We start from the raw sequence: 12,966 nt of genomic DNA on the forward strand, positions 1-12,966 counted from the left end.
GTAAATCATGCTAGTTGATAGTCGATTAGATGATGAATTACGAGCGGGAAGAAAGATGCTGCGCACCAAGCCTGGAGCGTTTTTGCTCGGTTCTACAGGTGCTCGATTATGGGCCGATTATCTGGACCCTGAGCCCGGTTTTTCCGGTCGGTTTGATTTTATACATAAAGTTAATATTCCGCTCTTGTTTAAAATAACGGCCGATCTGGTGCGAGGCTATGAACCGTGCAGGACTGAATGGTGTCCAAGTCACCTGCTCATGGAATATAAGGACAGGCGGGTATCTTTAGTTGAAAAGAAGTTCATCGCATGGAATGATTGCGCGGTTTCTTGTCAAACCTGGGTGAACCATAGCGATAAAGAGTTAGTGCTGACATTGGAAACGTATGAGGATTTATTCTCGGAGCGTAACGGAAATCAACTGCACGGCTGCTTTGAAATTGAGCATTACAGCTTTGATGTTGCGGGTGTAGTCGCTGCTAGTGATCCTGCTTTATTTACGGGGATGCGGTTGCAGCCTGGTGAATCCAAACAGATTATTGTATCTGCTGCGTATGGAATTAACGGACTGGATAGCCGGGAGCTGTTATCGGAACGGGCTTGCTCCTATGTTGAAAGCGGTTTAACTGTAGATCAAGTGCTGGAAGTCCAGCAAAATGAGTATCAAAGCTGGTTTGATAAAACGCCTAAATTTGATAGCAGTGATCCTGTATTGAATAAAACATGGCTCTACCGCTGGTTTTTATTAAGGCATAATGCTGCAGATCCACAGTATGGCTATTTGTCTCAGCCCCTATTCTATGAAGGAAGATCTCATAAAAAAAGCAAGAAACCCTTCAGCAAGGGAGGCTGGGAATTCAGCAAGCTGATTAATCTTTCCGTTCCGCTGCATATTATGGATGCCAGGTGGCATCATGATCCGAAATTTTGCGAAGGCGCTCTGCACAATATGAAGGAAGCCCTTGGTGAGGATGGTATGTTCCGCTGCTTGACCGTGGATACCATTATGCATTCCTTCGCCAACTTCTCCTGCTGGGCAGCCTATCAGTTATATTTGGTGCATCGCAACGTTCAATTCGCAGCACAATTACTTCCCTTTATGAAACAGAATGTTGCCGCATGGACTCAGGTTCACGGTAATGAATCCGATCACTTAATGATCGAGCATAAGCACACTCGGACGGGAAAGGAATATCAGCCTAGCTACTGGTACTTCCATGATTTCCCGAGAAATCCGAAGGATAAGCAAACCTATACCCATCTAAAAAGGGTCGATCGTGCTGTTTATCATTACTTGAACACATTGGCCATTGCCAAATTAGGTGAAGCTGTGGGAGATCCGGAAGCGGATGCATACTATCAGCAGGCTGATCAAATAAAGCAGAATATTCTTGAAAAAATGTGGGATGAATCCTCACAGTATTTCTATGATCTGCACTATCAAACCGATGAAAAAGCATTCGTTAAAAACATAGTTGGGATCTATCCAGGTTGGGCAGAGATTATAGATGATCGTTTTAATGGAATGATTGAGCATTTGTTGAATGAACAGGAATTCAATACGAAGAGCCCATTCCCATCGGTTTCTATAGATTGTCCGGCTTATTCCAAGGATGGAGGCTGGATGGGCCACTTTGTTAAAGGCCGTAATGGCTGCGTATGGGACGGACCGACTTGGCCTTATACGAATTCGATTGCTCTTGATTCGCTTGCAAGGGAAAGTAAACGGAGAGATCACCAATTCGACAGCCAATTCGCTCATTTTTTACGGGAATATTCCTTCCTTCATTTTTTTAACAGGGATTTGTCGCAGCCTGGTCTCGTAGAACATTATAACAGTGAAACGGGAGAGCCCTTAAGTGATGAACAGGAATACAACCACTCTTATTATATCGATCTGATAATTTCCCATGTGGCTGGTTTGTCCCTTGAGAAGGATTACATTGTTTTGGATCCGATCGATTTAGGGCTAGATTATTTTTGCTTGGATCGCATAAACGTGCAAGGTGCAGAGCTTCGAATCACTTACAGAAATCCCACCCAGTCAGCTGATAACATTGATTTGGAAGCAGGCTACTGCTTATATGTGCAGGGTAAGCTTGTTTATCAGAATGATAAGTTATGTAGAACTGAAATTTCTTGGGCGCAATTGCGTTCCAACTGACAATAATTTTGCTGGGTAAAGAAGATCAGGAGGGGACCTAATGAGTCGTTTTAATGGAATCGTCTCGCAATCAGAGATGAATCCGAATATAAGGGAAGCATTTCTCCCTATACTTCATCCGAATGACAGTCATGCGGCTAATTTATTGGAGCTCGACAATGGAGATTTGCTGTGCGTCTGGTTTACGGGCAGCGGTGAGGGGAATCCCGACACGAATGTAGTAATGTCCCGATTGGCTGCCGGCTCGGAGCAATGGAGTATTCCAGTACAGCTGTCTAATGATCAGGAACGATCGGAACAAAATCCGTTGTTATTCCAAGCGCCAGACGGCAAACTATGGCTGTTTCACACATCCAATGAGCCTCATAATCAGAAAACCTCGCGGGTTGTTGTCCGTATTTCTGAAGATCGCGGGTTGACTTGGGGGCCATCCGAGGTGCTGTTCGACGGAACGGGAATCTTTCTCAGACAGCCTCTGCTAGTGCTGAGAAACGGTCATTGGGTGCTTCCGGCGTACTATTGCAAACTGGATGGACATTACAGCGTTGTGCAAATCAGCGAGGACGAAGGGAAATCGTGGAAGCAATACGAAGTACAGGATAGTATTCACAGGGTTCAGATGAGCGTTGTGGAACGGAGCGATGGTACATTATTTGCGGTATTTCGCAGCCGGCAGGCCGATCGGGTCTATACAAGCGTTTCCGATGATAACGGTAAAACCTGGACCGCACCTGTGAGAAGCGAATTGCCGAATAACAATTCCTCGATTCAGATGACCAAGCTTCACAATGGCCATTTGGCCTTGGTATATAACAATTCCTCTCTAGAAAGAGACCAGTTCCGCTGGGTTCAGCGGAAGGGCGAATTTCGCAAGAAAACGCTGCGTACGCCGCTCACGCTAGCTATTTCTGAAGATGAAGGACGTACTTGGCCTTATTACAGAAACGTTCAGATGGCAGATTTGGAATATAAGGATAGCGAGATCGGCTATTCATACCCTTCCATTATTTCGACAAGTGATGGTAAGCTGCATATCGCCTTTTCGTATCTGCGCAAAGCAATTAAATATGTTTGCATTACGGAAGAAGGCTGGGTTAGCGAGTATTAAAAAGCAATTCGTCTAAGGGGGCTTTCAGGCTGCAAGGTTCTTGGACCCTGGCTCCCTTTTTTGGCGAAGCTCTAGAATTATAAGTGAGGTGATGGTCTTGCGTGACAGAATTAAACATTTAAGTGGTGAATTATTCTTTGATGAGAATATGGATATATTCTTAAATCGCGAATTGGAATCGTTTACAACAGCTCAGCATACTCATGATTTCATTGAAATTAATTATGTGGGTGAGGGCTGCGGATATCACTACATTGAAGATCAAGTGATTCCGATTAAACAGGGCGATCTGTTTGTGATTCCGATAGGAACATCACATGTTTACCGGCCGTCATCTCCCAAGCAGGATAAAACACTCGTTATATACAACTGTATCTTTCGTATGGAGCTTCTGGATGATTGGAAGCATCTGCTGCAGAAAGATTCTCACACCTATAATATCATTTATAATCCGGCCCAATGCTCGGAGCGATGGCTCCATTTTCAAGATAAACACGATACGTTTTCCGCTATGATACTGAATATGTACAGTGAATACTTGAAGCGAAATGTCGGATTCGAAACCTTGTTGATCGCTATGGTTGTCCAAACTATGGTGCTGCTGCAGCGTTTTGAATTGAAGAATGAGGCGGAGCCTGCTGTTTTTAGCAAGCTCGATGAGGTTGTTCATTATATCAAATATAATTACACGCAGAATATTACCGTCCAGCATGTAGCTGATTATTTTTACTTAAGCGCGAGTCACTTCCAACGTCTGTTTAAGAAGACAACCGGCCTGACCTTCACCCAGTACTTACAGAACGTACGGATTCAAAAATGCTGCGAGCTATTAAAATCGACCGATATTCCTATTTATCAAATTGCTAATCAAGTAGGGTATTTGGATATGAAATTTTTTCATGCGCTGTTTCGTAAAAAGACGGGAATAACGCCTCGGCAATATCGGCAAAATTTTCAGGAGTTTGAAGATAAAGCCACTTCATTCTGATCTCAAGGAGCTGATCATCTGTATCGGACAGCTCTTTTTTGTTTGGTTGTACATTAAGGAGGTTGATAGGATGTGGTGTCCGGATGATTACTTAGACCATTTATATGATAGTTTAGATAAATATTACGCTCAAACGCCTTCGATTCCCTGGAATGAAAGGAAAATCGGAGTGCGATCCAAGCTGCTGGAAAGCTTGGGGCCGTTCCCGGAGCAAGCAGCCGATTTGAGGCCAACTCTGCTCCACAGGATAGAAAGGGATACGTACATCGAGGAGCGCGTTGAATATTCAACAGTTGGCAAGCTCCGGGTTCCGGCCTATGTGCTTATTCCCAAGCAGCTTAAGGGAAGGGCTCCGGCTGTACTTGCCTGGCATGGACATGGATACGGAAGCAGAGAAATCGCAGGCTTGCAGCCGGATGGAACGATCGATGACGCACAGCCGGGGATCCATCAGCATTTTGCCGTACAGCTTGTCCAAAGAGGCATGATAGCTGTCGCTCCGGAAATCCTTGGCTTTGGCGACAGAAGAATGTTGGCGGACAGCGCCAAGGATCCGAGAAAATCGAGCTCATGCTCTTCATTATCCTCCAGACTGCTGCTATATGGCAGAACAGTGGCTGGGCTGCGACTTTTCGAAGCTGGAAGGGCGCTGGACTATTTGGCGACTCGGGAGGATGTAGACACGGATCGTATAGGCAGCATGGGCTTTTCGGGAGGCGGATTACTGGCTTCTCTGGGCTCGGCGTTGGATGAGCGTATCCAGGCTGCTGTTATTTGTGCGTATACAAGCACTTTTAGAGGAAGCTTGCTTTCGATGAATCATTGCATTGATAATTATTTGCCGTCCATTCTACCGGAAGCTGATCTTCCGGAGCTAATCGGGCTTATAGCTCCAAGAGGGCTGTTTGTAGAGTCGGGTATCCATGACCCTCTATTCCCCATTCAATCCGTAAGGGAAGCTGTCCGCGTGCTTAATGAAATATATGAAGCTGAGAATGCTATTGAGCGGTTTGAAGTGGATCTTTTTCCGGGAAAGCATGAGGTTTCAGGACGAAAGTCATACGATTGGTTAGCGAATAAGCTGAAAGTATGATTACCCTATAGAGTAAGTAAACATCACCTATAATCTATTATGTGCGGGGATGTATAATGAGACAAAGCCAAGCGGATTCGGATAAATAGCTAGTTCCGAAGGCATTTTGCATCATTAGCGGCTTTTAAATGAAACCGTTCTCATGATGGATCAATATGTATTTAAATATGGAGGTGCCATAATGGGGCGCATTCTTTTGAATCACGTAGAAAAGCGTTACGGTAAAGAAAAGGGGTACGTTGTAAAGGATTTTCATCTTGAGATTTTTGATGGAGAGTTCCTCGTCATGGTAGGTCCATCCGGCTGTGGAAAATCGACTACACTTCGAATGATAGCAGGGTTGGAGGATATTACTTCGGGAGAGCTTTATATTGGAGATAGGCTGGTCAATCATTTGCCGCCTAAGGATCGGGATATCGCTATGGTGTTTCAGAACTATGCGTTGTACCCGAACATGAGTGTCTATGAGAATATTGCGTTCGGCTTGAGGCTGCGTAAAATCCCTAAACATGAAATCGATCAGGCTGTCAAAAAGACTTCCCGCACATTGGAAATTGAGCCGTATCTCGAAAGAAAGCCGAAGCAGCTCTCCGGCGGTCAAAGGCAGCGTGTTGCCCTCGGGCGTGCTATTGTCCGGAACCCTTCCGTCTTCCTGATGGATGAGCCCTTATCCAATCTGGATGCGAAGCTGAGAGTGCAGATGAGGACGGAGATTATTAAGCTGCACAAGCAGCTTGGAGTAACTATGGTTTATGTGACGCATGATCAGGTTGAAGCCATGACAATGGGGCATCGCATCGTTGTTATGAAGGACGGCATCATTCAACAGGTGGATACGCCCCGGATGATCTATAACAATCCCAGAAATATGTTTGTCGCAGGGTTTATTGGCGCTCCTCCAATTAATTTATTGGAAGGAAAGCTGCTGGAAGGCTCAGGCGGGCTGCTGGAATTCCATACTAATCGTTATTACTTAACCATTCCAGCGAACCAGTCGAAGATTTTGACGGAGAAGAAAAAGATCAATCGAACTATCGTGTTAGGCATACGCAGTGAGAACATTCATCTGGACCCAACCGTTTATCAGGAGAATCGTCATACGCAAATAGAAGGAACTCAGAGGATAGGCGAATTGATGGGCGCGGACATGTATTTGTATATGGATATCGGGGCACCTAATTTATTTATTGTTCGGGCCCGCTCGGATCATCAGTTTGTTGATGATGAGAAGCTGACGCTTACCATCGATATGAACAAAGCGCTCTTTTTCGATAAAGACACAACAGAGAATCTTTTGTATTAATTGTACAGCGGAGGGATGGAGTTGAAGGCGTTATTGCGAACTAGGGTATGGATGGCTTCCATACTGGCACTCGTCTTCGTACTTAGCCCCGCTTTTCCTGGTTTAGCGGCAGACAAAAGCAGTTCGTCGGATGCAAACACCAAGTCAGCGGGTACAGGTAACGAGGTGAATGTGTCCAAATCTTCGGATCCCTATTATGTTGATGTAATGGAACAATGGAAGCAGCAGGGGGTTGCGTCTGCACATACAGGCAGGATTACAATTCCGGGCTCGAAGACTGCTGGAAGGTCGGCGGATGCGAATATTTCCACAGGGTCGTACAAAGGGAAAGACAATGTACTGATCTGGGGAGCTGTAAGAGATGAATGGATTGAATACGAGGTAGATGTCGCACAAGGCGGCTTATACAGCATTGAAATGTCGTATCATCCCTTTACGGGTACGAAAAGCAGGAAGCCAATCGCACTTAATCTTTCTATCGATGGCACAAATGCTTTCTTGGAGTCCAAGTCTATAGAGCTGTACAGGCATTGGAAGGACATATTCCCCATTCGCAAGGATGACAGAGGCGATGAAATTCGCCCGATGTCTGAGGATATATCGGGATGGCTGTCATGGGAGCTTCGGGATTTATCAGGTGCCTACATAGATCCGCTGCTATGGTATTTGACCCCGGGAAGGCATAAGCTCCGTTTGGCAGGAAGCGATCCGATGGCTATCGAATCGATCACGTTCAAAGCACCTGCTGTAACGGAGGATTATAAGACGGTAAGAAGCCGTCAGCCTTCAGGAGCCGCCCCTATTCAGGCAGAACCTATCACAATCGAAGCCGAGCAGGTGCAGTGGAAAAGCGATTCATCCATACAGCTGGCTTATGATAATGATATTGCTACGAAGCCGTATGAGCTTGGCAAAATTACTTATAACACGTTGGAAGGCGAGCGCTGGTCATCGGGCAACCAGGAGGTCAGCTGGAGCTTCGAGGCGCCGGAGAGCGGCTACTATAAAATTGCGATGCGGTCGCAGCAGGCGTTCACGTCTAATCGCTCCTCCTTTCGGACCATTATGATCAATGGAAAGGTCCCCTTTGCCGAGCTGAAGCAGTACCGTTTTTTATATGCGACAGGCTGGAAAGGAATTACACTGGTTGACGATCAGAATAAGCCGTACGAGTTTTATTTGCAAAAGGGTACGAATACCCTGTCGATGCGAGTCACGCAGGCACCTATGAAACCGATTTCGTTGAAATTGGAAAACATAGTGGATGGACTGTTCAAGCTGTCAGGGGAATTGAAGACGATGACCGGCGGTGTGGATGATAAGAATAGGACCTGGAATCTTAATAAGGACCTCCCCGGTTTTACCGATAAGTTGAAGGCTGTAAGGGATAAGCTGGATTCAACCCGGGTAAGCCTTGAAGAAGTAAACGGGCGTCCGGATGCAGTTTCCCAAGGTATGGTAACGATTGGAAAGGATATCGAAAGCTTATTAAAGGATCCCGATGAAATTCCATATCAGGCTAGCCGGTTGTTTACACTTCAAGGCAAGGTGGCCGATTTGAACAAGCAGCTCAGCTTTCAGCCTCTTCAATTGGATCAAATTTATGTAGCGCCAATTGATAAAGCTTTTCCCAAGATGGAAGCAACGTTGTTCGAGAAATTCAAAGGCTCCGTTGTAACCTTTTTCAATTCCTTCAAGTCCAAAGAAAGGCTGAGCCAAATGGACGACAAGGTGCTTAATGTTTGGATGTACAGAGGGAGGGATTATGTCAATTTGCTGCAGAGCTTGGCGGATGAGAGCTTCACCTCCCAAACTGGAATTAAGGTGAAAATTAATCTTTTGCCGGATGATAAGCTGCTCTTATTGATGAATGCTGCAGGAATTGCCCCGGACGTTGCCTTGGGCTTACCGCAGGATCTGCCGTTTGATTACGCGATCCGTAACGGCATTTATGATTTGAAGCAATTTTCCGACTTTGACACCTTTTTTAAACGCTTCGCTCCGGGCTCATGGACCCCTTTCTATTATAACGGAGGTTATTACGGGGTACCGGAAACGCAATCGTATCAAGTCCTCTATTACCGTAAAGATATTTTGCAAAGCCTGGGTTTGCAGGTTCCTGATACCTGGGATGATCTATACCGGATGCTGCCTGTACTTCAGCAAAATGGGATGAACTTTTCTACTATTGAGCATAATGCATTCTTCCAGCAAAATGGTGCGGACTATATAGTGAAGGACGGCTCAAAATCAGGGCTAGGCTCTGAAAAGGGATTTGACGCATTCAAAAAATGGACCGATTTGCAAAATAAATACGCCATTGACCAGCGGGTAGAAAACTTCTTCCAGCATTTCCGTGACGGCACTATTCCGATTGGCGTAGCTGATTTGAACACGTATCTCCAGCTGACAGTAGCAGCTCCTGAATTGAACGGCTGGTGGGGTGTGGCTCCTGTTCCAGGCGTTAAGCAGGAGGATGGAACGGTTGCGCGTTGGATTGGCGGAGGCATGCAATCTTCAGCTATTTTTAAACAAACGAAGAAAGCCAATGAGAGCTGGGAGTTTCTGAAATGGTGGACTTCCGCTGAAACACAGGAGCGCTACGGCACCGATTTGGAAACGCTCAATGGTTTGACGTTCCGTTGGAACACGGCCAATATCGAAGCATTTGTAAAGCTTCCATGGAAAAACGATGATTTAAAAGCCATCCTGGAGCAATGGAGATGGTTCAGAGAAATTCCGAATGTACCGGGAAGCTACTATATGGAACGCGAAATACTCAATGCCTGGAATCGGACTGTAGTCGATGGTATGAATTACCGAACCTCGCTTGAGATGGCAATAACGGAAATTGACCGGGAAGTTAAAAGGAAAATGCAAGAATTCCGATTTGTCGATGGTGATGGCAATGTTGTCCGGTCGCTGAATCTGCCGACTATAACGAAGCCTTGGGAAGGGGTGGATAAGTATGTTAAACAATGAGGTGCACGCGCTTCGCAGAGCACATACTTCCACGAGCAAGTCAAGAAGTAAAGTAAGCGATTTTTTTCTGAAGCTTTGGGCTTTTCGCGCTTCCTATTTGTTTATAGCGCCTTTTATGATCTGTTTCATTGTATTTATATTGATTCCTGTTCTTTGCGCTATTGTTCTTAGCTTTATGTATTATAATGCGCTTGAAGCTCCTCGTTTTATTGGCTGGGACAATTTCCGGTATATGTTGTCCCAGGATTTGATTCTAATTAAATACGCGCTGCCGAATACGATTTCCTTCGCGTTAATTATCGGTCCTGGTGGCTACATTTGCGCGTTTATGCTGGCTTGGCTCATCTCGATCCTGCCTGGCATTTATCGTAAGTGGTTTACACTTGCTTTATACACCCCATCGCTGGCTGGGCTCGTTGCCATGAGTATTATTTGGACACCGCTGCTCTCCAGTGACAGGCTTGGTTATTTAAACAGCTTTTTGCTAAACCTTGGATTGATCAGCGAACCGGTATTATGGGCTACGAGCAAAGAGCATTTGATGAATTCGATGATTGTTGTCACGCTGTGGAAAAGCATGGGGATTGGTTTTCTTGCTATGCTGGCAGGTATTCTGAATGTCAATCCTGAGCTGTATGAAGCAGGAAGGCTGGATGGTATTCGGAGCCGGCTGGAGGAAATCTGGTATATTACTATCCCTTCAACCAAGCCGCAAATGCTGTTTGGCGCTGTTATGGCAATTGTCGGAGCGATCCAATCCAGTGGGATAGGGGCGGCGTTATCCGGAATGAATCCAACTCCGCAGTATGCGGGTCATATGATTGTAAGCCAGATTGACGACTATGGTTTTAAGCGGTTTGAGCTAGGGTATGCAACCGCGTTATCCGTCATCCTCCTGTTGATTGTTTTCTTTGCCAACAAGTTTGCCAATAAGCTGTTTGGCACTAAGGAGGGCGAATAAATGACTATGGCAGGGACGCTTCGAAAGGTCACTCTGTGGCGGAAACGCTCAAGGTTAAGACGTTTAAGTACCTTTGAGAAGGTTTCGGCGGTGCTTCTTATTGCGCTTAGTATTTTTATGCTTCTGCCGATCGTTTATATTTTAAACCATGCATTCAAGCCGTATCAGGAGCTGTTCGTGTATCCGCCGAATATTTTCGTAAGGCATCCTTCCATTCAAAACTTTCTGGAACTGCTCGCTATTACAAAAGGTACGGCGATTCCGGTTACACGTTATATGTTCAACAGTATAGTTGTGACCGGGCTGGGTGTGTTCCTTATCACGATTGTTAGCGCGATGTGTGCTTACCCGATTTCGAAGCATAAATTTCCGGGGCATAAGCTTTTGTTCGCAACGATTCTTTTGACACTGGTTTTTGTGCCGGAAACCGTAGACATACCGCGTTATTTAGTCGTCAGTAAGCTGGGCATTATGAACACTTACTTCGGGCATGTTTTACCCCTTGTCGCCGTACCGACCGGTGTGTTCCTTATGAAGCAATTTATCGATCAGCTTCCTGATGAATTGCTGGATTCGGCCAAAATGGACGGTGCCAGGGAGCATACGCTGTTTCTAAGAATCGTAATTCCGATGATTATGCCGGCTATTGCAACCATCGCTATTATTGCTTTCCAGGGTGCATGGACGAATACGGAAACCTCCACCTTGTTCATGCAGGATGAGGAAATGAAGACGTTCCCGTTCTATATTCATACCTTAACATCCGGTATGGCCAATAACGTAGCGCGTCAGGGGGCAGCAGCAGCTGCGGCAATGCTCTTGTTTCTGCCGAATATGATCATGTTCCTCATGTTTCAGAGCAAAGTTATAGCTACGATGGCGCATTCGGGAATCAAATAACGACAGCTTCGTTGTAAAGGAGTGAGAAGCGTAGCCGTGACTATGGAATACAACGGGCGCAAGGTAGAAAGATGGGGTAGGTTTGAGCTTGTTTTGAAGGGACCCTCTGAGGGGAATCCCTTCCAAGACACGCGGCTCACCGCCCATTTTCAATATAAGAACAGAATGGTTCAAGTGAATGGTTTTTACGATGAGGAGGGCATCTATCGGTTGAGATTTATGCCTGACCAGTTGGGAGTCTGGAGCTATACAACTGAGAGCAGCTGCCAGGAGCTGGATGGTCATACAGGCGAATTCGTCTGTATAGAGCCGTCTGCGGATAATCACGGTCCTGTGCGGGTCAAGGATGATTATGGATTCGCCTACGAAGACGGCAAGCCGTATATCCCATTCGGAACGACCTGCTATCATTGGACTCACAATGAAGATGAGCGTCTTGAGGATCTGACCCTGAAGACGCTCAAGCAGGCTCCCTTCAATAAAATCAGAATGTGTATGCTGCCCACTCATGATATGAATCCACCGGCATTAGTATTTGCGGGAACCTGCCCGGAGGATGTGGACAAATCGAGATTTAATCCTTCCTTCTTCAGGCATTTGGAGAGAAGGCTGGATGATTTGATGCAGCTGGGCATTGAAGCGGACATCGTGCTGTTTCATCCATATGACAAAGGCTATTGGGGTTTTGACAGCATGGATTTCGAGACGGATTGTTATTATCTGCAATACGTCATCGCGAGGCTTGGCGCCTATAGACATGTATGGTGGTCGCTTTCCAATGAATTCGATTTTAATAAATATAAAACAGTTGAAGATTGGGATAGGCTGCTTCAATTTGTACAACGTATTGACCCTTACCAGCATCTTCGCTCCATACATAACGGAACCAAAATGTACAAATCTTCGTCGCTGTACGATTTCACGAAGCCATGGATCACTCATCAGAGCATCCAGCATTGGGACGCTGAGCTGACAACAAGCTGGCGGGAAGCATGCCGGAAGCCGGTTGTGATAGATGAAATTTCCTATGAAGGCAATAGCTCCAGACGATGGGGCAATATTTCCGGCGAGGAGATGACGCACCGTTTCTGGGAAGCTATGTCCCGAGGCGGAAGCGTCGGACACGGTGAATCCTTTATTGACCGGGAGACGCGGGCCTGGATATCTACCGGAGGCAGATTGTATGGAGAATGTATCGATAGAATTGCTTTTTTGCGTAAAATCATGGAAGAAGGTCCTGCGGACTGGATAAGGGCTAGTCAGGATGGAAGCTATTGGCTTTACTATTTCGGCCGTCATCAGCATGCCTATAAATATTTGGAGCTGCCTGAAAATAGTTCATATCGGATTGAGCTTATAGATACCTGGAACATGGCAATTACACCTATGGAAAATGTATTTGGGGGATTAATCAAGGTGCAGCTTCCGGGAAAACCTTATATGGCATTACGTATTGTGAAGGCATGA

General features: G+C 45.8%; 9 protein-coding genes. All 9 read left to right on the forward strand.

From position 1 onward, the window contains the following. The first annotated feature begins 7 nt into the window (after nucleotides 1-7). The 9 genes from NV381_RS08505 to NV381_RS08545 all read left to right on the forward strand — a co-directional run bounded on the left by NV381_RS08505 (nucleotide 8) and on the right by NV381_RS08545 (nucleotide 12,966). Nucleotides 8-2,164: an MGH1-like glycoside hydrolase domain-containing protein gene (locus NV381_RS08505; RefSeq protein ID WP_258212844.1), complete on the forward strand. Its 2,157-nt coding sequence runs from the start codon at nucleotides 8-10 to the stop codon at nucleotides 2,162-2,164. A 40-nt stretch (nucleotides 2,165-2,204) separates the two neighbouring features. Next, complete coding sequence (locus tag NV381_RS08510) at nucleotides 2,205-3,272, forward strand: sialidase family protein (protein ID WP_258212845.1); 1,068 nt, start codon at nucleotides 2,205-2,207, stop codon at nucleotides 3,270-3,272. A gap of 91 nt (nucleotides 3,273-3,363) precedes the next feature. Further along, entirely contained in the window at nucleotides 3,364-4,260 is an 897-nt protein-coding gene (locus NV381_RS08515; RefSeq protein WP_419182253.1) for an AraC family transcriptional regulator, read from the forward strand. Between the two features lie 70 nt (nucleotides 4,261-4,330). Then, nucleotides 4,331-5,353, forward strand: coding sequence for a dienelactone hydrolase family protein (locus NV381_RS08520; RefSeq protein ID WP_258212847.1), 1,023 nt, complete (start codon nucleotides 4,331-4,333; stop codon nucleotides 5,351-5,353). Nucleotides 5,354-5,534: 181 nt separating this feature from the next. After that, complete coding sequence (locus NV381_RS08525) at nucleotides 5,535-6,656, forward strand: ABC transporter ATP-binding protein (protein ID WP_258212848.1); 1,122 nt, start codon at nucleotides 5,535-5,537, stop codon at nucleotides 6,654-6,656. Nucleotides 6,657-6,671: 15 nt separating this feature from the next. Next, complete coding sequence (locus tag NV381_RS08530) at nucleotides 6,672-9,638, forward strand: extracellular solute-binding protein (protein ID WP_258212849.1); 2,967 nt, start codon at nucleotides 6,672-6,674, stop codon at nucleotides 9,636-9,638. Further along, the gene (locus NV381_RS08535) at nucleotides 9,625-10,599 is read left to right on the forward strand and encodes a carbohydrate ABC transporter permease (protein WP_258212850.1); all 975 of its coding nucleotides are present in this window, start codon (nucleotides 9,625-9,627) and stop codon (nucleotides 10,597-10,599) included. Before NV381_RS08530 ends, NV381_RS08535 begins: the two co-directional genes overlap by 14 nt. Before the next feature lie 6 nt (nucleotides 10,600-10,605). Next, complete coding sequence (locus NV381_RS08540; RefSeq protein WP_419182254.1) at nucleotides 10,606-11,499, forward strand: carbohydrate ABC transporter permease; 894 nt, start codon at nucleotides 10,606-10,608, stop codon at nucleotides 11,497-11,499. Nucleotides 11,500-11,541: 42 nt separating this feature from the next. Beyond that, nucleotides 11,542-12,966, forward strand: a complete 1,425-nt coding sequence (locus NV381_RS08545; protein ID WP_258213009.1) for a DUF5060 domain-containing protein — start codon at nucleotides 11,542-11,544, stop codon at nucleotides 12,964-12,966.

This window comes from Paenibacillus radicis (ex Xue et al. 2023), assembly GCF_024722015.1.
GTDB lineage: Bacteria > Bacillota > Bacilli > Paenibacillales > NBRC-103111 > Paenibacillus_S.

Bases quoted from the DNA above. Each gene is read 5' to 3' on its own strand.
- NV381_RS08505 (WP_258212844.1), top strand. From the start codon at position 8: ATGCTAGTTGATAGTCGATTAGATGATGAATTACGAGCGGGAAGAAAG.
- NV381_RS08525 (WP_258212848.1), top strand. From the start codon at position 5,535: ATGGGGCGCATTCTTTTGAATCACGTAGAAAAGCGTTACGGTAAAGAA.
- NV381_RS08515 (WP_419182253.1), top strand. From the start codon at position 3,364: ATGGTCTTGCGTGACAGAATTAAACATTTAAGTGGTGAATTATTCTTT.
- NV381_RS08530 (WP_258212849.1), top strand. From the start codon at position 6,672: ATGGAGTTGAAGGCGTTATTGCGAACTAGGGTATGGATGGCTTCCATA.
- NV381_RS08510 (WP_258212845.1), top strand. From the start codon at position 2,205: ATGAGTCGTTTTAATGGAATCGTCTCGCAATCAGAGATGAATCCGAAT.
- NV381_RS08545 (WP_258213009.1), top strand. From the start codon at position 11,542: ATGGAATACAACGGGCGCAAGGTAGAAAGATGGGGTAGGTTTGAGCTT.
- NV381_RS08540 (WP_419182254.1), top strand. From the start codon at position 10,606: ATGGCAGGGACGCTTCGAAAGGTCACTCTGTGGCGGAAACGCTCAAGG.
- NV381_RS08520 (WP_258212847.1), top strand. From the start codon at position 4,331: ATGTGGTGTCCGGATGATTACTTAGACCATTTATATGATAGTTTAGAT.
- NV381_RS08535 (WP_258212850.1), top strand. From the start codon at position 9,625: ATGTTAAACAATGAGGTGCACGCGCTTCGCAGAGCACATACTTCCACG.